This is a genomic window from Amycolatopsis sp. YIM 10, from assembly GCF_009429145.1.
GTDB lineage: Bacteria > Actinomycetota > Actinomycetes > Mycobacteriales > Pseudonocardiaceae > Amycolatopsis.
Map to the genome: position 1 here is coordinate 10,203,176 of NZ_CP045480.1, position 18,451 is coordinate 10,221,626.

The 18,451-nt window shown below is 70.0% G+C and carries 18 protein-coding genes; 9 read left to right on the forward strand and 9 right to left on the reverse strand.

Annotated features, from left to right (window positions below):
* Window positions 1-99 precede the first annotated feature (99 nt).
* A complete protein-coding gene (locus YIM_RS47640) occupies window positions 100-738 on the forward strand; it encodes an HAD family phosphatase (protein ID WP_153036597.1) in 639 nt (212 codons plus the stop codon).
* Here the strand turns inward: YIM_RS47640 and YIM_RS47645 are convergent.
* Window positions 735-1,409, reverse strand: coding sequence for a TetR/AcrR family transcriptional regulator (locus YIM_RS47645; protein WP_153036598.1), 675 nt, complete (start codon window positions 1,407-1,409; stop codon window positions 735-737). The genes YIM_RS47640 and YIM_RS47645 overlap by 4 nt on opposite strands.
* Before the next feature lie 70 nt (window positions 1,410-1,479).
* Between YIM_RS47645 and YIM_RS47650 the strand changes: the two genes are divergently transcribed.
* Window positions 1,480-2,868 carry a carotenoid oxygenase family protein gene (locus tag YIM_RS47650; RefSeq protein ID WP_153036599.1) on the forward strand — a complete coding sequence of 463 codons (1,389 nt, stop codon included), beginning with the start codon at window positions 1,480-1,482 and terminating at the stop codon, window positions 2,866-2,868.
* Window positions 2,869-2,875: 7 nt separating this feature from the next.
* Here YIM_RS47650 and YIM_RS47655 read toward each other — a convergent pair whose 3' ends face one another.
* Window positions 2,876-3,304 (reverse strand): hypothetical protein, encoded by a 429-nt coding sequence (locus tag YIM_RS47655; RefSeq protein WP_153036600.1) that lies wholly within the window; start codon window positions 3,302-3,304, stop codon window positions 2,876-2,878.
* Entirely contained in the window at window positions 3,304-3,732 is a 429-nt protein-coding gene (locus YIM_RS47660; protein WP_153036601.1) for a hypothetical protein, read from the reverse strand. Before YIM_RS47660 ends, YIM_RS47655 begins: the two co-directional genes overlap by 1 nt.
* Window positions 3,733-3,886: 154 nt before the next feature.
* Between YIM_RS47660 and YIM_RS47665 the strand changes: the two genes are divergently transcribed.
* A complete protein-coding gene (locus YIM_RS47665) occupies window positions 3,887-4,531 on the forward strand; it encodes a hypothetical protein (RefSeq protein ID WP_153036602.1) in 645 nt (214 codons plus the stop codon).
* A 66-nt stretch (window positions 4,532-4,597) separates the two neighbouring features.
* Here the strand turns inward: YIM_RS47665 and YIM_RS47670 are convergent, their stop codons facing one another.
* Together YIM_RS47670 and YIM_RS47675 are read right to left on the reverse strand one after the other, a co-directional pair.
* Window positions 4,598-5,680 carry an inositol-3-phosphate synthase gene (locus YIM_RS47670; protein WP_153036603.1) on the reverse strand — a complete coding sequence of 361 codons (1,083 nt, stop codon included), beginning with the start codon at window positions 5,678-5,680 and terminating at the stop codon, window positions 4,598-4,600.
* A 52-nt stretch (window positions 5,681-5,732) separates the two neighbouring features.
* Complete coding sequence (locus YIM_RS47675) at window positions 5,733-6,308, reverse strand: PadR family transcriptional regulator (protein WP_153036604.1); 576 nt, start codon at window positions 6,306-6,308, stop codon at window positions 5,733-5,735.
* 266 nt (window positions 6,309-6,574) lie between these two features.
* Between YIM_RS47675 and YIM_RS47680 the strand changes: the two genes are divergently transcribed.
* Window positions 6,575-6,979 (forward strand): DUF5318 domain-containing protein, encoded by a 405-nt coding sequence (locus YIM_RS47680; RefSeq protein WP_153036605.1) that lies wholly within the window; start codon window positions 6,575-6,577, stop codon window positions 6,977-6,979.
* A gap of 79 nt (window positions 6,980-7,058) precedes the next feature.
* Complete coding sequence (locus tag YIM_RS47685) at window positions 7,059-9,692, forward strand: transglycosylase domain-containing protein (RefSeq protein WP_153036606.1); 2,634 nt, start codon at window positions 7,059-7,061, stop codon at window positions 9,690-9,692.
* A 60-nt stretch (window positions 9,693-9,752) separates the two neighbouring features.
* Here the strand turns inward: YIM_RS47685 and YIM_RS47690 are convergent, their stop codons facing one another.
* Together YIM_RS47690 and YIM_RS47695 are read right to left on the reverse strand one after the other, a co-directional pair.
* Window positions 9,753-10,595: an amidohydrolase family protein gene (locus YIM_RS47690; protein WP_228004459.1), complete on the reverse strand. Its 843-nt coding sequence runs from the start codon at window positions 10,593-10,595 to the stop codon at window positions 9,753-9,755.
* A 44-nt stretch (window positions 10,596-10,639) separates the two neighbouring features.
* On the reverse strand, window positions 10,640-11,698 hold the full coding sequence (locus YIM_RS47695) for a Gfo/Idh/MocA family oxidoreductase (RefSeq protein WP_153036607.1): 1,059 nt from the start codon (window positions 11,696-11,698) through the stop codon (window positions 10,640-10,642).
* Window positions 11,699-11,753: 55 nt separating this feature from the next.
* On the opposite strand from YIM_RS47695, the gene YIM_RS47700 reads away from it, so the two are divergent.
* On the forward strand, window positions 11,754-12,824 hold the full coding sequence (locus YIM_RS47700) for an ROK family transcriptional regulator (RefSeq protein WP_228004460.1): 1,071 nt from the start codon (window positions 11,754-11,756) through the stop codon (window positions 12,822-12,824).
* A gap of 56 nt (window positions 12,825-12,880) precedes the next feature.
* On the forward strand, window positions 12,881-14,446 hold the full coding sequence (locus tag YIM_RS47705; RefSeq protein ID WP_153036609.1) for a glycosyltransferase family 87 protein: 1,566 nt from the start codon (window positions 12,881-12,883) through the stop codon (window positions 14,444-14,446).
* On the opposite strand, the gene YIM_RS47710 is transcribed toward YIM_RS47705, so the two are convergent.
* Together YIM_RS47710 and YIM_RS47715 are read right to left on the reverse strand one after the other, a co-directional pair.
* Window positions 14,406-15,740, reverse strand: coding sequence for a glycosyltransferase family 87 protein (locus YIM_RS47710; protein WP_228004461.1), 1,335 nt, complete (start codon window positions 15,738-15,740; stop codon window positions 14,406-14,408). The genes YIM_RS47705 and YIM_RS47710 overlap by 41 nt on opposite strands.
* Window positions 15,737-16,513: a deoxyribonuclease IV gene (locus YIM_RS47715; RefSeq protein ID WP_153036610.1), complete on the reverse strand. Its 777-nt coding sequence runs from the start codon at window positions 16,511-16,513 to the stop codon at window positions 15,737-15,739. Before YIM_RS47715 ends, YIM_RS47710 begins: the two co-directional genes overlap by 4 nt.
* 98 nt (window positions 16,514-16,611) lie before the next feature.
* Between YIM_RS47715 and YIM_RS47720 the strand changes: the two genes are divergently transcribed.
* Window positions 16,612-17,430 (forward strand): hypothetical protein, encoded by an 819-nt coding sequence (locus tag YIM_RS47720; RefSeq protein WP_153036611.1) that lies wholly within the window; start codon window positions 16,612-16,614, stop codon window positions 17,428-17,430.
* 122 nt (window positions 17,431-17,552) lie between these two features.
* Window positions 17,553-18,425 carry a hypothetical protein gene (locus tag YIM_RS47725; protein ID WP_194239986.1) on the forward strand — a complete coding sequence of 291 codons (873 nt, stop codon included), beginning with the start codon at window positions 17,553-17,555 and terminating at the stop codon, window positions 18,423-18,425.
* The last annotated feature ends 26 nt before the right edge of the window (window positions 18,426-18,451 follow it).

An 18,451-nucleotide genomic window follows, 5' to 3' on the forward strand; every position in this document is an offset into this window, starting at 1 on the left:
CTCCTCCTCACGACGGTATTACTTAGCCATGCTAACTAAATTTACTTAGCCTGTCCAAGTAATCCGCCGCACACGCGCGCTACCGGTACCGTCGCGCGCATGGACGCGGTGGTTTTTGATCTCGACGGCGTGCTGGTCGACTCCGAACAGACCTGGGACGAGGTGCGGCGCTCGGTGGTCGCCGAGCACGGCGGGACCTGGCAGGACGGGACGACCAGGGCGTTGCAGGGCATGAGCACCCCGGAATGGGCGCGCCACCTGGTGCACGAGCTGGGCGTCGACCTCACCCCGGACGAGGTGGCGAAGGTGGTGGTCGACGGCATGCGGCAGCGCTACGCCGAGGGACCGCCGGTGATCGCGGGCGGGCCGGAAGCGGTGCGCGCGGTCGGTGAGCGGTACCCGGTGGCCATCGCCAGCTCCTCACCGCCGGTGCTGATCCGGGCGTTCCTCGAAGCCACCTCGCTGACCGGGCTGGTGCGCGTCGCGCTGTCGAGCGAGCAGGTGGACGCGGGCAAACCCGCGCCCGACGTGTACCTCGAAGCGGCGCGGCAACTCGGCGTCGACGCGGCGAAATGCGCAGCCGTCGAAGACACCACGAACGGGCTGAAGTCCGCACTCGCCGCGGGCATGGCCGTCTACGCCGTGCCCAACCCGCACTTCCCGCCCGACCCCGAGGTCCTCAAGCAGGTCAAGGTGCTTTCGAACATCACCGAACTCCCGGTGGCGCTGGGAGCTTAGGCGCGCCAGGACTCGACCGCCGCCCGCGCGGACGCCGTCGCCGCTTCGAGGGTGTCGCCGAGGCCGACGCCCAGCGCGATGGCCATGGGGATCAGCACCTGGTCCACCCCGTTGTCGCCGTCGCCGAAGTGGCCGGCGACCTCCAGGGTGACGTAGCCGTGCACCGCGCTCCAGAGCTGCGCGGCGACGGAGAACTCCGAGGCGGGGCGGAACCGGCCCGCCTTGATCACCCGGTCCGCGCCGCGGACGAGGTAGCCGAACGCCTCCATACCCTCTTCGCTGAGGTTCCGGCGGGACTCCTCGCTGGTCATGTCACCCCTGGCGACCTTCTGTCCGTTCGGCTGGCTCTGCCCGAAGGTCACCGCGTAGAGCTCTGGGTTCTCCACCACGGTCCGCCGGTACGCCAGCGCCAGGCTGAGCATGTCGACCACCGGGTCATCGGTCTCGCGGACCGCGCCGAGATTGGCCGAAAGCCGCCGGAACCCCTCGCGGGCGACCTCGTCGACCAGCGCGCCCATCCCGCCGAAGTGGGTGTAGACGGCCATCGTCGACGCGCCGATCTCGGCCGCGAGCTTGCGTGCCTGCAGCGCTTCCGGCCCGCCGTCGGCGAGCAACCGGATCGCCGCGTCGATCAGGCTGGCCTTGACCTCGGCGGCGGGTTTGGGCGACATGCTTGCCAGTATCTCATAACCTTGTTATACATGAGGCATAACCTCGTTATGAGCCACTAGGGGGCCAACGATGGGCAACAGGTTCCTCGACGGGAACTTCGCTCCGGTCAGCCGCGAGCACACGATCACCGAACTACGCGTCACCGGGCACATCCCGGACCACCTCGACGGGCGCTACCTGCGGAACGGGCCGAACCCGCTGTCCGAGGTGGATCCCGCGACCTACCACTGGTTCATGGGCGACGGCATGGTCCACGGCGTGCGGCTGCGCGACGGCCGCGCCGAGTGGTACCGCAACCGCTGGGTCCGCGCGGGAACCTCCCTGGGGCCCAACACGAACGTCATCGGTCATGCGGGCAGGACCCTCGCGCTGATCGAGGGCGGCGTGCCGAACTTCGAACTCACCGACGAGCTCGACACCGTCGGCGCCTGCGACTTCGACGGCACCCTGCCCGGCGGCTACACCGCCCACCCCAAGCGCGATCCGGAAACCGGCGAACTGCACGCCGTGTCGTACTTCTTCGGCTGGGGCAACAAGGTGCAGTACTCGGTGATCGACGCGGCCGGTCGCGCGCGGCGCGCGGTCGACATCGAGGTCACCGGCTCACCGATGATGCACGACTTCTCGCTGACCGAGAAGCACGTCGTTTTCTACGACCTCCCGGTCACCTTCCACACCGGGGAGGCGGTCGCCGCCTCCGTGCCGCCGCTCCTGCGCACGCCGGCCAAGCTGGTGATGTCCGCGCTGGTGGGCAAGGTGAAGGTGCCCGACCCGGTCAGCGCGATGCTGCGCGAGCGGATCTCCGGCAACGCCGGCCTCCCGTACCGCTGGAACCCCGACTACCCGGCGCGGATCGGCGTCATGCCAAGGGAAGGCGGCAACGGCGACGTGCGCTGGTTCGAGGTCGAGCCGTGCTACGTGTTCCACCCGATGAACGCCTACGACGACGGCGACAGCATCGTGCTCGACGTCGTCCGGCACCCGAAGATGTTCGACAGCGAACTGCGCGGCCCCGCCGAAGGGCCGCCGTCCCTCGACCGCTGGACCGTCGACCTGACCGCGGGCAAGGTGCTCGAAGAACGCCTCGACGACCAGGGCCAGGAGTTCCCGCGCGTGGACGAGCGGCTGGTCGGGCGGCCGAATCGCTTCGGCTACTCGGTGTCCACAAGGGACGGTTCGAAGTCGTCGGGCGCGCTGCTCAAGCACGATCTCTGGAACCGCTCGGTGCGGCGCCGGGAGTTCGGCGAAGGCAGCCAGGTGGGGGAGTTCGTCTTCGTGCCATCCACTGTGGACGCCGGTGAGGACGAGGGCGTGCTGCTGGGCTTCGTCTACGACGCCACGACACAGACCAGCGATCTGACCATTTTGGATGCCGGAACGCTGGAAACCGTCGGTGCCGTGCACCTGCCGGACCGCGTGCCGAACGGCTTCCACGGCAACTGGGACCCGGCGAACTGAAGCGGGGCTACCCGCGCGCCCGGAGCCACTCCGCGTGCTCGCCGGTGCGCGGGTAGCGCTCCATCTCCTGCCGGAAGAACTCCGCCGGCGGCACGTGGTCCCAGTCCGGTTCGCCGTCCCAGTCGTATTCGGCCGAGTACCCGCCGGGGTGCGTGAGGTGGTAGCGGACCGTGGTCCAGGCGCCCTCGTCCGGTTTCGCCATGCTGTCGCGCAGGTCCACGAAGAAGTCCACGGCACGCTCGGGCGGGGTCCACGGGCGCGCCGTGCCCAGCACGGTCACCACCCGGCCGGTCAGTTCCACGTAGTCGCCCACCGCGCGGAAGGTGAGGAAGAGCTGCTCCCAGTCCGCGGGCACCGAGTGCACCATCCAGGTGGTGAACTCCTTGAACAGCTGGTTGGCCTGCGCCGCGTTCAGCGGCACCACGGGCATCGGCATCAGTTCGCCCCCTCGGTGGCCAGCTTCGCGCGGAGCCAGGCGGGAACGTGCCCGGGATCCCTGGGGAACACCCGCAGATCCTCGGCGTAGTGCGCCGGCGCCATCGGCCGCGTGAGCACCGGCTCGTGGTCGTTGTTGTAGTCGAAGAAGATCTGCCCCGGCGGGTTCATCGAGATCCGCGCGGAGAACCAGGTGCCTCGGTCGGGCTGGTAGAGCAGAGCGCGCAGCTTCGCCAGTATCACGGTCAGCACCTCCGGCGGCGTGATCGCCGGGCGCGAGCCGTCGTCCATGATCACCGTCAGGATGAGGTCCCGCACCGGCGCGGTCATCGAGCAGACCAGGTCGATCCGCCGCCAACCCGTCTCGGGGACCAGGTCCAGCAACGTGCCGCCGAGTTGCTGGATCAGCTCCTCATGGGTTTCGTTCACCGGGCCAACCTACTGACCGACGCCCCGGTCCGGTGCCCGAACGAGCGAACCGGCCGCCTCCGACGGGTGATCACCGCCGAAGATCGATAACGGCACCCGCCCACCCGCGACTACCTGGTGCAAACACCGGCTTACCGGGAGGAAAGGGGCTGTGATGTTCATTCGGCGAATCGGGGTCACGGGTGCGGTGGTCGTCGCGGTGCTGGGCGTCGGGGCACCCGCCTACGCGGTCGGTGAGGACGGGGTCGGCAATGCCGGGGTGGCCCAGGTGCCCGCGAGCAACGGGCAAGCGACGCCGCTCGGGCCGCTCGCCGAATGCGACGTCTACGGCGAGAACGAGGTCAGCTCCGGCGCGGTGCGCCAGACCGGCGTCGTGCGCTACGGCGAGGCGACCGCGTCCTGCGTGCACGACGAGGACGTGGAGAAGAACCTGGTCAAGGTCAAGGGCGACAGCTTCCAGCTGGACGCCTTCGTGACCGCGAACCGGCAGCGCATCCGCACCGGCGAGTACGAGGTGAGCTGCGAGGGCACCGCCACCGGCACCACCTACGCGCAGTTCACCATTCGCAATATCAGAGGGGTGACGCCGCCGAAACCGATCGAGGAGAACTCGGCGGTCTGGGTCAACGGCACGCTGCACGGCGCCGCGGCCAAGGCGAAGGTGGTCTTCCGCGAGACGCTCAAGGACGGCTCCGGCGGCCTCGACCTGACCGCGATGCACGTCTATCTCTACGGCGCGGACGACAGCCCGCGCGGGCACGCCGCGATCGGGCGGGTCTCCTGCTCACCGTTCGCCTGAGCCCTGACCGCGGTGAAGGTGGCTTTCACGGCGCGAGTGCCGCGAAAGCCACCTTCACCGCATCGATCACTCGCCGGCGATGAACTTCTCGACGGCGTCGCGCGCGGTGGCGTCGTCGTACTGCTCCGGCGGCGACTTCATGAAGTAGGAGGACGCCGACAGGATCGGCCCGCCGATGCCGCGGTCCTTGGCGATCTTCGCGGCCCGCACCGCGTCGATGATGATGCCCGCCGAGTTCGGCGAGTCCCAGACCTCGAGCTTGTACTCCATGTTCAGCGGCACGTCACCGAAGGCGCGGCCCTCGAGGCGGACGTAGGCCCACTTGCGGTCGTCGAGCCACTGCACGTAGTCCGACGGGCCGATGTGCACGTTGCCCTTGCCGAGGTCCCGGTCGACCTGCGAGGTGACCGACTGGGTCTTGGAGATCTTCTTCGACTCGAGCCGCTCCAGCTCCTTCATGTTCAGGAAGTCCATGTTCCCGCCCACATTGAGCTGCATGGTGCGGTCGAGCTGCACCCCGCGGTCCTCGAACAGCTTCGCCAGCACGCGGTGCGTGATGGTGGCGCCGACCTGGGACTTGATGTCGTCACCGACGATGGGGATCCCGGCGTCGGTGAACTTCTTCGCCCATTCGGGGTCCGACGCGATGAACACCGGCAGCGCGTTGACGAAGGCGACGCCCGCGTCGATGGCGGCCTGCGCGTAGAACTTGTCGGCTTCCTCCGAGCCCACCGGCAGGTACGAGACCAGGACGTCGACCTCGGCCTCGCGCAGCACGGCGACCACGTCGGCGGGCTGCTCGTCGGACTCCTCCACGGTCTCCCGGTAGAACCGCCCGAGGCCGTCGAGCGTGTGCCCGCGCTGCACGGTCACCCCGAGCGGCGGGACGTCGGCGATCTTGATGGTGTTGTTCTCGCTGGCGACGATGGCTTCGCTCAGATCGCGGCCGACCTTCTTGGCGTCCACGTCGAAGGCAGCGGCGAATTCGATGTCGGCCACGTGGTACTCACCGAACTGGACGTGCATCAGTCCGGGCACGCGCGAGGCGGGATCGGCGTCGCGGTAGTACTGCACACCCTGCACCAGCGATGCGGCACAGTTGCCGACGCCAACGATGGCCACCCGAACGCTGCGGCGGTTCTCGCCCATGCCGGATTCTCCTTTGGTTTCGTTCTTCACGTAGGTAGTGGCCGAGCTCCGCTCAGGGCTCCTCTGCCCGCTGCTCGGCCTGCTCGTGCGCGATCAGCTCGTTGAGCCAGCGCACTTCTCGTTCGCTGCTTTCCAGGCCAAGCCGGTGCAGCTCGCGGGTGTAGCGGTCGATCCTCTCCTCGGCCCTGGCCATGGCCGCCCGCAGTCCCTCGCGCCGCTCCTCGACCCGGCGGCGGCGACCTTCCAGGATCCGCATCCTGACGTCGGCCGGTGTCCGGGAAAAGAACGCGAGGTGGACTCCGAAGCCCTCGTCGTCCCAGGTCTGCGGACCGGCGTCGCCGAGCAGTTCGGCGAACCGCTCCTTGCCCTCGGCGGTCAGCTTGTACACCCGCTTCCCGCGGCGGGCCGCCCACGCACGGCTCTGTGCTCGAACGGCGGGATCGGGCGCCGGGGCTTCACCGGCCTCCTCGACGATGAAGCCCGCTCGCTGCAACCGCCGCAAGGTCGGGTACAGCGAGCCGTAGGAGAAGGTGCGGAACATGCCGAGGGTTTCGTGCAGCCGCTTACGCAGCACGTAGCCGTGCATGGGGGCCTCGTGCAGCAGTCCCAGCACCGCGAACTCCAGCACGCCGGCCACCCCCTTCCGGGAACAAACGACGCGCCACGGCGTTGCTCCGTATTACTCCATCCGCGCGTCGCAACCTACCGGTCCACTATATCGCGCCGATACATCGAAGTGGCGCAGCTAACCCTGTGGATCACCCGTTGGACGCCGAATCACACCAGTGGAATTCATCAGAGCGTTATCAGGCTGTCGGCGTGTCGCGGTCCGGCCGCGGATCGCTAGGCAGAACGGCTCATCGTCACGGCCGCCGGGACACGTACTCTGTCAGCGTGCGAACCCACCGGCAGATCGTGGACTACGCGTTGCAGCGCCGTGCGCTGCTCGCCGAGGTCTACTCGGGGCGCGTCGGCACCGCGGAGGTGTGTGACGCGACTCCGTACCTGCTCAGGGCGGCCAAGTTCCATGGTCGCCCCGGTCAGGCCGACTGCCCCGTGTGCCGCCGGGAGGTCCTCACCGAGGTCTCCTGGGTGTACGGCGACGAGCTGAAGCACGCCTCGGGTTCGGCGCGGGCTCCGGAAGAACTGGCGAGAATGGCCAACCATTTCGCCGAGTTCACCGTGTACGTGGTTGAGGTCTGCCGGACATGCGGCTGGAACCACCTGGTGCAGTCATACGTCCTTGGGACCGGACAACCACAACCACGTACCCGGCCGCGGAGGTCGGCCGGGCAGTGATCCCAGCGTCACAGGGGCAAGCGAGAACCGATGACCACAGAACGGCGTCCCCCGAAACGCCGATCTGGGAGGCCTTTCCGTGAATGATCAGTACGGCCGCTCGTGGCCGGAAGAGGAGCCGGGCCCGCAGTGGCCCGGTGGCGAGAACCGCGCCCCCCGGCGCGGCAACCCCGAGTGGCCCGCCGGTGACGAACCGCAGTGGCCTGGTGAGCAGGGCGGCCACGGCCGCCCGCGTGGTGGCCCGCCGCCCGGCGGACAGGGCTGGCCCCAGGAGGACCGGCAGCCGCCGCCACCGCGCCAGCAGCACGGCGGCGGGTACCGGCCGCCACCGCCGGGGCAGCCCCCGCTGCCCCCGCGACGCCAGCAGCCGCCACCGCGCCAGGAGGAGCCGACGAGCTTCGTGCCGCCGACGCCGGAGCGCGAGCCCGAGCTGATCACGCACCACGAACACAACGGCACCGGCTTCCCCGACGACGGGTACGACCGCCGCGACAGCTGGCCCGCCGAGGAGCAGCAGGCCGCGTTCAACGAGTTCGGCGCGGACGGCGGTGACGGCGCTGCGGGCGACGGCGGCAAGAAGCAGCTGAGCCCCGCCCTGCGCAAGCGGCGCCGCTGGAAGCGGGTGCGGCGGGTGCTCTACGTGCTCGTCGGCCTTTTTGTGGTGCTGCCCGCCGGGGCGTTCACGGTGCTCTACTTCACCGTCGACGTGCCGACCCCGCAGGAGGTGGCGGCCAAGCAGGACAAGGTGGTCACCTACTACTTCGCCGACGAGTCGGAGCTGGGCAAGGACATCCCGCAGGGCGGCAACCGGGAGATGCTCGAGCCGGAGCAGATCCCGCAGAACGTGCGCCGGGCGATCTACGCCACCGAGGACGCCACCTTCGAGACGAACTCCGGGTTCGACATCACCGGCATCCTGCGGGCGGTCTACAACCAGATCACCAGCGGTGTCGGTGGTGGTTCGACGATCAGCCAGCAGTACGTGAAGAAGGCCACCGAGAACGACGAGGGCACCCTCACCCGTAAGGCCACCGAGCTGGTCAAGTCCTTCAAGATGAACAAGCAGTACAGCAAGGACGAGATCATCACCGCGTACCTGAACACGATCTACTTCGGGCGCGGGTCGTACGGCATCCAGACCGCGGCGAAGTCGTTCTTCGGCAAGGACGCCAAGGACATGACCACCTCCGAGGCCGCGCTGCTGGCCGGGCTGATCCAGCAGCCGGGACGCGCCGAGCAGCGCCCGGTGGCCGAAGAACGCTGGCGCGTGGCGATGGATCGCATCGTGGAGAACGGCTGGATGACCCCGGCCGAACGGGCGCAGGCGACCTTCCCGGTGCCGGTGCCGCTGGACGACGTGCGCAAGCAGACCATCACCGGGCCGAACCTGCTGGTGAAGCACCGGATCGTGGACGAGCTGGAGTCCAAGGGCATCACCGAGGACAAGATCCAGTCCGGTGGCTACAAGATCTACACCACGATCGATCCCAAGGCGCAGGACCTGGCGATCAAGACGGTCGACGAGGTGATGAAGGACCAGCCGGCCGACCTGCGGGAGGCACTGGTCGCGATCGATCCGAAGACCGGTGGCGTCACCGCCTACTACGGCGGTCCGAACACCAAGGAGGACCAGCGCGACTGGGCGAACACCGCGAGACCACCGGGCTCGTCGTTCAAGCCGTTCGACCTGGTCGCCCTGCTGAAGACCGGCAAGGGCCTCGGTGAGGTCTACGACGGTACGTCACCGCGGAAGATCCAGGGCGCCACGGTGCGCAACTCCGAGGGCGTGGACTGCAGTGCGCAGTGCTCGGTCGCGGAGGCGATGGAGAAGTCGGTGAACACCGTGTTCTACGACTTCGTGGCCAGGCAGACCGGGGTCGAGGAGGTCGTCGACGCGGCGCACCAGGCCGGGGTGAAGGCGCCGATGACCGACGCCGACAACAACCTCTCCATCGGTGGTGGCCGAGACGCCGAGGTGACGCCCGCCGACATGGCGGCGGCCTACGCGACCTTCGCCGCGGACGGCATGCAGCGGGACTACCACTTCGTGTCGAAGGTGCTGAACTCGCGCGACGAGGTGGTCTACGAGGCCGAGGTCGCGGAGAAGCCGGCGTTCGCCGAGAACGACCCGGAGAAGAGCAAGCAGATCGCCGGGAACGTGACGAAGTCGCTGGTGCCGGTGCTGCCGTACTCGAAGCTGGCCTGCGGTGGCGGTTACGACTGCGCCGGCAAGACCGGGACGCACCAGTACACGCCGAAGGCGGGTGAGCCGGACAGCCTCGGCAACGAGAACTCGCAGGCGTGGATGGTCGGTTACTCGCCGCACGTATCGGCGAGCGCCTGGGTCGGCACGGAGGCCGACAAGGTCATCCGGATGGCGAACAAGAAGAAGATCTACGGCAAGGACCTGCCGGGTGAGATCTGGAAGAAGTTCATGGACGGCTACCTGAAGGGCAAGCCGAAGGAGAAGTTCTCCGACGTCAGGCTGATCGGGCGCACGGTGCCGACCGCGCCGCCGTCGCAGCCGTCCAAGTCGCAGCAACCGAGCGCGCCGCCGTCGTCGGCGCCGCCGAGCGAGTCGACGAATCCGTCGGAACCGAACGACGGCGAGCCGTCGGGCAAGCCGAGCAGCTCGGGCAAGCCGTCCATTCCGGGCCTGCCCGGCCACGGGAACGGTGACCCGGCCAACGGCCGAGATCCCGACGACAACTGATACCCAGCAAGACAACAGTGGCTCCCGGGTCTGTCCCGGGAGCCACTGTTGTCTCCGGCGTCAGGCGGCCGCGGTGGTGGCGAGCAACTGGGCCCGTGCGGTGGGGGTGAGGTGCGTGCCGCGGGTGAGGACGGAGTGGATCTTCCGGGTGTTCCGGATGTCCAGCAGCGGGTCGGCGTCGAGGATCAGCAGGTCGGCGACCTTGCCGACGGCAATGGTGCCGTGGGTGGCCGAGCGGCCCAGGTACCGGGCGGCTTCCTTGGTCGCCGACTGCAGGGCCTGCATCGGGGTGCAGCCCGCCTCGACCAGGAACGCGAGTTCCTCGTGCAGCGCGAAACCCGGGAAGACCCACGGCGTTCCGGTGTCCGTGCCCGCCAGGATCGGCACGCCCGCCCGGTGCAGCGCGCCGGTGAACCGCAGGCGGTGCTCGAACAACGCGGCCCGGTCCGGTTTGCGCCGCAGTTTCTCCAGCGCCCACCGCCAGCCGTCGCGCTCGGTGGGTGGCAGGTACTTCAGCCGGTAGTCGTCCGCCGAGAGCAGCGAAGGCCGGTCGAGCACGGCGTGGCGCGCGAGCGTGGGCACGTGGTGTGCCGGCGGGCGGACGAACTCCACCGGATCCAGCGGAACCCGGCGCGGCGGCAGCGGAGCACGCGCCGTGGTGACGCCGTTCGCCAGGAACAGAGCCGGATCACCACCGTGCACCCGCACGTCGCACAACCCCGGCACGACGAACTTCCCGCGCAGATCCAGCTTTCGCAGCCCGCGCGGCACGTGCGTGTCACCGAATCGCCCGAGCGCGGTGATCCGCCCGGCCCGCACCACCAGCGTCGCGTCCGGCCGCGGGCGGCCGCCGGTGGCGTCGATGACGGTGGCGTGCAGGAGCGCCAGATCCACGGGGGTCACCCATTGACTGTCCGTGATTCCGGCGCCCGAATCCCTACTGTGCGCTACACCTTCCGCGGTGGGGTCTGCACCACGCGTCGTTCCACACCGGACACGCCGGCCGCTTCGATCACCGCGAGCGCCTCCACCGCGGACGCCGGGTCGACCGGGAAGTCGCCCTCACCACGCAGCGCGGCCGCGACCTCCGCGTAGAACTGCTCGTACTGCCCGGTTTCCGTCAGCACGCGATGTGTGTCGTCACCGGTGCCGAGCACGCCGTAGTCGCTTTCCGGCTCGACGCCCCAGCCGGCTTGGCCCGGCTTCATGCCCGCCTTGATCTGCGGTTCCTGCACGTCCAGGCCGTACTTGGTGAAGGTGGCGCGATTGCCGAGCACGCGGAACCGCGGGTTCAGCGTGGCCGCGAGCGCCGAGGTCCACAGGTGCGAGCGGACGCCGTTCTCGTGCGTCAGCGCGACGAAGACGTCGTCGTGCACCGCGCTGCCTTCGCGCCGCTTGTCCAGTTCGGCGTAGACCTCGGTGACCGGGCCGAACAGCTGGAGGGCCTGGTCGACGATGTGCGCGCCGAGGTCGTAGAGCAGCCCGCCCGCCTCGGCCGGGTCGGCGAATTCGCGCCAGCTGTCGCGCAGCTTCGGCACCCAGCGGTCGTACCGCGATTCGAAGCGGAAGACCTCGCCGAGTTCGCCGGAGTCGAGCACCTTGCGCACGGTCCGGAAGTCGGAGTCCCAGCGGCGGTTCTGGAACACGGTGAGCCCGACGTTCGCCGCGGCCGCCGCGTCGATCACCCGCTGGGCCTCGGCCGCGGTCGGCGCGAACGGCTTGTCCACCACCACCGGCACGCCGTGCTCGATGGCCTGGAGCGCGAGCGGCACGTGCGTCCGGTTCGGTGTGCTGACCACCACGAGGTCGAGGTCGCGCGAGTACAACTGGTCGGCGTCACCGAGGATCTCGGCGCCGGGGTGGTCGGCGGCGGCCTGTTCCGCGCGCGAGGCGTTGCCGGTGACGATCGCCGCGACGCTCAGGCCGGGGGTGGCGGCCACGAGCGGCGCGTGGAACACCCGCCCGCCGGTGCCGTAGCCGATGATTCCCGCTCGCAAGTCAGCCATGCCACCCATTAAAACAACACTGTTTATTAATGGCAACACATGCGAGGATCGGCGGGTGGAGACCGAGATCAGGGCCGGGGTGAACCTGCGCGGCCTGCGCGAGCACAACCAGGCGCTGCTGCTCGGCGAGATCCGCCGCGCGGGCGGGCTCAGCCGGATCGAGCTGGCCGAGCGCAGCGGGCTGACCCAGCAGGCCGTCTCCAAGATCGTGCCCGCGCTGCTCGACGCGGGCATCCTCGACGAGGAACGCGAGCCGTCGCGTGGGGTGGGCAAGCCACGCACGCGGTTGCGCATCCGGCCCGGCGCGCGGCACGCGCTCGGCGCCCAGCTCGACCGGGACGAACTGCGCGTGGTGCGCACCGACCTGCTCGGCGCGGTGGTCGCGGAGGAAACCCGCGAACTGCCGGACGCCTTCACCCCGGCCGACGCGGTCGCCGCGATCAAGTCCTGTGTGGACGGTCTGCGGGTGGACACCGTGCTGGGGCTGGGGGTCGGCGCGCTCGGTCCGCTGGACCACACCACCGGCGTGCTGCGCGAGGCGACCAACCTGCCCGGCTGGCACGAGGTGCCGCTGCGGGACCTGCTCACCGAGGCCACCGGGCTGCCGGTGCTGCTGGACAAGGACACCAACGCGGCCGCCGCCGGATACGCCTGGCACGCCACCACCCCGGCGCGCGCGGTGGCCGTGGTGCTCGTCGGCACCGGGATCGGCGCCGGGCTGCTGATCGACGGCAGGGTCTACCGCGGTCCGCGCACCAACGCGGGGGAGTTCGGGCACACCACCATCGCGCACGACGGCCCGCGCTGCCCGTGCGGCCGGCGCGGCTGCGTCGAGGTGCTGCACAACGCCGCCGTCCGGCGTGGTGATCCCGGCGAGGCCGCGCGGCTGCTCGGGGTCGGCCTGGTCGACCTGGTGCAACTGCTCGACCTGGAGCAGATCGTGCTCGCTGTGCGTGACCGGCCGGAGCTGTACCGGGACCGGATCGACGCCCAGTTGCGGGCCTCGCTGCCGCTGCCGGGCTGGCAGAAGATCGACCTGGTGCTCGCCGAACACGACGATCGCCTGGTCGCGGCCGGTGCCGCCGCCGAAGTACTGGCCCGGTTCTACGCCGAGCCGGGCACCTGAGGCCTGTCCGGCAGGTTCACCGGCGCGTCACCGCCGGCGTGGATACCATCCGGCGCGTGCCCACCGAGCCCGAGCAGACCACCGTGACCGAACCGGTCTCCTTGGACGCGGCGCACAGAGTGCTTCCCAGCCACACCAGCGCGCTCGCGGCCGGGGCGACCCGCCCGCTCGGCGGTCCGATCGGCGAGCACGCGGCGCTGGGCAGGCACTGGTTCTGGTCACCGCTGCGCGTGGCGCTGCTGCTCGCCGTGGTGGGTCTCACACTGAGCTGGTTCGGCAAGGCCGCGTGCATCCAGCAGTACCCCGGCGAGGACGGCAGCCAGGAACTCGACTGGCGATCGGGTCGCCCGTACGTGGCGATGTGCTACTCGGACGTGGTCCCGCTCTACAGCGCGGAACGGCTGAACGAGCCCGGCACCTTCCCGTACAAGACCAGCTGGGTGGACAACGCGGGCACGTCCGAGGAGCAGATCCGGTACATGGAGTACCCGGTGCTGTCCGGGTTGTTCCAGTGGGTCAACGCGAAACTGACCGACGCCTGGCTCTCCGGTGCCGACGCCGGCTTCCTGCCGGGCGCCATCCCGGTGGCCATCTACTTCAACATCTCCGCGTTGTGGCTGGCCATCGCCTGGCTGGCCACGGTGTGGGCGGTGGCCAGAACCAACCGACGACGACCGTGGGACGCCGCGCTGGTCGCGGTGTCCCCGCTGGTGCTGGTGCACGCCTTCACCAACTTCGACACGCTCGCCACCGCGTTCGCCGCGGGTGGTGTGCTCGCCTGGTCCCGGCGGCGGCCGATGCTCGCCGGGCTGCTGATCGGACTGGGCGCGGCGGTGAAGCTGTACCCGCTGTTCCTGCTCGGGCCACTGCTCATTCTCTGCGTCAGAGCGGGGAAGCTGCGGTCGTGGACCACCGCGGCGCTGACCGCGGCCGGTGCCTGGCTGGCGGTGAACCTGCCGATCGCGCTGGCCTACCCGGTCGGCTGGCGCGAGTTCTTCCGGCTCAACGGCGAACGCGGGATGGACCCGGACTCGCTGTACAACGTCATCTCCTACTTCACCGGCTGGCAGGGTTTCGACGGCGTGCTCCGCTCCGGGGAGACCCCGGTCTGGCTGAACACGGTGACCGCCGTGCTGTTCCTCGCCTGCTGCGCCGGCATCGCGTTCCTCGGGCTCAACTCGCGGATCCGGCCGCGGTTCGCGCAGCTCGGCTTCCTGGTGGTCGCCGCGTTCCTGCTGACGAACAAGGTGTGGAGCCCGCAGTACTCGCTGTGGCTGGTGCCGCTGGCGGTGCTGGCGATCCCGCGGTGGCGGCTGCTGCTCGGCTGGATGGTGCTCGACGCACTGGTGTGGGCGCCACGCATGTTCTTCTACCTCGGCGAGGACCACCGCGGCCTGCCCGAGGGCTGGTTCCTCGGCACGGTGGTGGTGCGCGACCTGGCCGTGATCGCGTTGTGCGTGCTGGTCATCCGCGACATCCGGCGCCCGGACAAGGATCCGGTGCGCACGGCGGGGGACGACGATCCGACCGGCGGTGTGCTCGACCGCGCCAGGGACGTGGTCGTCTACCAGGGCGGCGTGTTCACCCGCAGGTCACCAGTCTCGAATGGGCGAAGTCGGTAGCCCGGTCCCGGCCGCGGACCACCGGTTCGGCGCGCAGGAACACGAAGAACAGGGCGACCAGCAACGCGGCCCTGCCCCAGACACCGACCGCCACCGCCTGCGCGGCGAACCCGTCGTAGATCCCGGCACCGGCGCCTTCGCCCAGCACCGCGAACCAGCGGAAGATGCCGATGCCCATGGCCAGATCGGCGACCAGGTAGGCGACGATCCAGCCCCACGGGATCCGCAGCAGCACGAACATCGGCAGCAGCCACAGCGTGTACTGCGGTGAGTGGACCTTGTGCAGCAACAGGAATCCGCACAACATCGCGGCCGCGACCGGCAGCAGCGGGTAGACACCATCACGCCGGTAGCGCTGCCAGCCGAGCACGCCCGCGACGGCGAACGAAGCCAGCATCAGCGTCGGCGAGACCACGCTCATCGCGCTCTGGAAGGTCTCGTTGTCCGGATCGGACAACGGCCGGAAACCCCAGAACCAGATGGAGTTGGTCGACACGTCGACCTTCCGCTGGCCCTGGAACTCGAACGACGCCCACCAGCCCTCGAACCCGGCCAGCATGAACGGCAGGTTCGCGGCGACGCCGGTGCCCGCCGCGATGGCGACCACCCGCAGCGCCCCGGCCGAGTCGTACCGGCCGTCCCGGCGTTCGCCGTTGGTCAGCACGTACAACGCCAGCGGGATGACGAAGATCGCCGGATACAGCTTGAGCGCGAAGCCCAGCCCGAGCAGCACCGCGGCGATCGCGGCCCGCTGCCGCAGTGGCCGCTTGCCGAGCAGCGTGACGTAGAAGGCGGCCACCGCGACGGCGACCACCGGCAGGTCCCAGTTGTGGAAGGCGTAGAGCACCAGCGGCGGGCCGATCGCCCACCACAGCGAGCGCCAGCCCGCCATTCTGCCCAGCAACCAGGCGGTGAACAGGCCGAACGGTGCCAGCAGCAACGCCGACGCGAGCAGGAACCCGGCGTCGGTGTCGACGAAGAACGCGCCCGCCCAGATCAGCACGCCGGTGAGCACCGGGTACTCGACCGAGCCGCCGGTCAGCTGCCCGTCCTCCAGCGCGCCGTCGACGTAGGGGAACACGTGCCGGTCGATGTCGCGGCCGATCCACAGGTGCTGGATGTCGGAGTAGCAGACGTCGGCGTAGCTGCGCTGGGTGTAGTCGGGACCGCTGCGGCCCCAGACGTCGAACTCGGGGCCGGTGCACCGGTCCTTGTTCGCGAAGCCCAGCACCATGGTCACGCCGCACAGCACCACGAGCGCGGCGAGCGCGGCACGGCTGAGCTTCCTGGTCACCGGGCCAGCGCCTCCCGCAGGTAGGCGATGTCGGCGGCCTGGCCGTCACCCGGCGTCTCCACCACCACCGGCGCGCCCGCGGTGCGCGCCACCTCGGCCAGCAGCTCGGGATCGATCGTGCCGTCGCCGCCGACCACGTTCGCGTGCCGGTCGCGGGTGGAGCCGAACTCGTCGCGCGAGTTGTTGAGGTGCACCAGGTCGATCCGGCCGGTGATGGCCTTGACCCGGTCCACCACGCCGTCGAGCTGCCAGCCCGCCGCGTAGGCGTGGCAGGTGTCCAGGCAGAAACCCGCGCCGAACTCGCCGACCTGGTCCCAGAGCCGGGCGATCATCTCCAGGTCCTTGGTCATCGCGCCGTCGCCGCCCGCGGTGTTCTCGATCAGGATCGGCACCGCGAAGCCGCCGCTTTCGGCCTGCCGCTCGAACAGCTTCCGCCAGTTCGCCAGCCCCTCGGCCGGGTCCTCGCCCTTGCGGACGTGGCCGCCGTGCACGATCAGGCCCTTCGCGCCGACCTCGGCGGAACCGGCCGCGTGCTGCGCCACGCCCTTGCGCGACGGGATGCGGATGCGGTTGTTCAGCGAGGCCACGTTGATCAGGTAGGGCGAATGGATGAAGACCTCGATCTCGTCCGCCGAAATCTCGTCCGCGCCGGGATGGCGTTTCGGCGCCTTCCAGCCCTGCGGGTCGGAGAGGAAGAACTGCACCACTTCGGCGCCCCGTTCCCTGGCCGCGGGCAACGGGTCGTCGTCACGAACATGCGCACCGATCTGCATGTGAGCACGCTACAGGCGGAAAACTTCCCACTCGAAGCACCGCCGATCACGTTCATGGGCTACCTTTTGAGCGCGGTGCGTGAACAGGGAGGCGACGCATGAGCAGGAACGCGAATCGGATCGGTGCGGTCGGCTTCATGGTGGCGATGTCCGCCGCGCTGACGCTGCCCGGCACGGCGAGCGCCGCCGAGGGCGTCGATCCGGTGATCGTCGGCGAATGCGATGCCACCCTCAAGGGCGAGAACGGCAAGCCGCTCACCGTCGACCTCGGTGCCGCCGCGAACGCGCCCGGCCTGCTCGACCTCGGCCTCAGCTCGAAGTCCCCCGGTGGCAACGGCAAGGCCAAGCCGCTGCTGTCGCTCCCGGTGAAGGAAGCGCTCGACGGACTGGGCATCAGCAAGACCGGACTGGTGGTGGACACCGCCGGAACCATCTGCGACACCGCGCAGACCACGACCAACACCGTCGGCGAGGTCACCCAGAACTTGCTGGGCGCTGACGAGACCGAGCCGGGCAACCCGCCGGACGATGGCGAACCGGGGCCGCAGCCCGAGCCGCCGACCGAGGACGAGCCGCCCGCCGACGACGCGCCGATCGAGACCAATCCCGGCGGCGGCGACGGCACCGGCGGCGACGCGAGCAGCGGGATCGACTCCAGCTTCCTGCCGCTCGGCCAGGCGCTGATCGGCCCGGCCGCGATGATCGGCCCGGTCATCCCGCCCGGTGTCACCCCGCCCGCCGCGCCGAACCTCGGTGAGCAGCTCCCGCCGCAGGTGCTCGCGGAGAACTCCGGCACCGCCGAAGCGCTGCCCGGCGCCACCCCGCCCCAGCGGGTGCCGCTGCTGATCGCGGTGCTCGCCGTTGTCGTGGTGGCCGCGCTGCTGGCCAGGACCTGGCTCCGCCGCCGCGCCGCCTGACTCTCCGTAACCGCCGATTCCACCCGTTCGCACGGGCTCTTCGGCGCGCGCGCCGTCACCCGACCCGGTTACCGTCGTTGAACCGGGGAGCAGGGCATGGGCAGGGTGAGAGGGCTTTGGCGATGCGCAGGCAGATCCAGCGAACGGCCGCCGTGGGAGCGGCGACATTCCTACTGGCGGGCTCGGCCGCGATCGCCACCCCGGCCACCGCATCGGCGGCCGACACCAAGAAGGTGCCGTGCGGCAGCTCCGTCACCGCCAAACCCGGTGACACCATTCTCGGCACCACGCCACTGCTCGGCATCCCGCTCAACCTCGGGGTGGTCAGCGAAGCCACCAAGGTGCTCACCGGCGTGGTCGACGGCCTGCTCGGCGGGCTGTGCAAGGTCACCGTGACGGTGATCGACACCGTGGTCGCCCCGGTGCCCGGCGTCGGCGCGCCGCTCGCGGACGCGACAAAGGGCGTGGTCGACGGGGTGCACAGCGGTACCGTCGGCGCGCTGGGCGGTGGGCAGCAGGCACCGGAGAGCAAGCCGGGCAGCCCGCAGACCCCGCCGGGCGGCAGCCCCGGTGGCGCGCCGCAGACCGGGCCCGGTGGCGCGGTCGTGCCGATCCCGCAGTCCAACAGCGAGGTGCTCGGCGGCAGTGTGCCCGCGTTCGCGAACCTGCCGACGAACTTCTCCACCGGTTTCGCGCCGATGCGCGACTACAGCACCATCCCGATGGCCGGCCCCGGCCTCTACAGCCCGTCCCCCGGCGTTCGCTACGGCGGCCAGATTCCGGGGTACGCCCCGGAATTCGGCATTCTCGGCGCCGACGGGCAACCCGCCGGGCCGGACTCGGTGCAGAACGCGGGCGGTGCCGAGGCGCTGCCCGGCGACGACGGCGGATTCACCGAGGGCACCGGGCTGCCGGTGCTGATCGCGGTGCTCGCGCTGTCCGGGGTCACCGCGGCGCTGGTGCGCACCTGGGTACTGCGCAAAGTAGCCGCGTAAACCCCCCGCCCAGTCCGCAAGATCCA

What these genes read in the sequence shown, in the direction of transcription:
- YIM_RS47640 (WP_153036597.1), top strand. Translation starts at nt 100, where the DNA reads ATGGACGCGGTGGTTTTTGATCTCGACGGCGTGCTGGTCGACTCCGAA.
- YIM_RS47645 (WP_153036598.1), bottom strand. Translation starts at nt 1,409, where the DNA reads ATGTCGCCCAAACCCGCCGCCGAGGTCAAGGCCAGCCTGATCGACGCG.
- YIM_RS47650 (WP_153036599.1), top strand. Translation starts at nt 1,480, where the DNA reads ATGGGCAACAGGTTCCTCGACGGGAACTTCGCTCCGGTCAGCCGCGAG.
- YIM_RS47655 (WP_153036600.1), bottom strand. Translation starts at nt 3,304, where the DNA reads ATGCCGATGCCCGTGGTGCCGCTGAACGCGGCGCAGGCCAACCAGCTG.
- YIM_RS47665 (WP_153036602.1), top strand. Translation starts at nt 3,887, where the DNA reads ATGTTCATTCGGCGAATCGGGGTCACGGGTGCGGTGGTCGTCGCGGTG.
- YIM_RS47670 (WP_153036603.1), bottom strand. Translation starts at nt 5,680, where the DNA reads ATGGGCGAGAACCGCCGCAGCGTTCGGGTGGCCATCGTTGGCGTCGGC.
- YIM_RS47695 (WP_153036607.1), bottom strand. Translation starts at nt 11,698, where the DNA reads ATGGCTGACTTGCGAGCGGGAATCATCGGCTACGGCACCGGCGGGCGG.
- YIM_RS47715 (WP_153036610.1), bottom strand. Translation starts at nt 16,513, where the DNA reads ATGCAGATCGGTGCGCATGTTCGTGACGACGACCCGTTGCCCGCGGCC.
- YIM_RS47720 (WP_153036611.1), top strand. Translation starts at nt 16,612, where the DNA reads ATGAGCAGGAACGCGAATCGGATCGGTGCGGTCGGCTTCATGGTGGCG.
- YIM_RS47725 (WP_194239986.1), top strand. Translation starts at nt 17,553, where the DNA reads ATGCGCAGGCAGATCCAGCGAACGGCCGCCGTGGGAGCGGCGACATTC.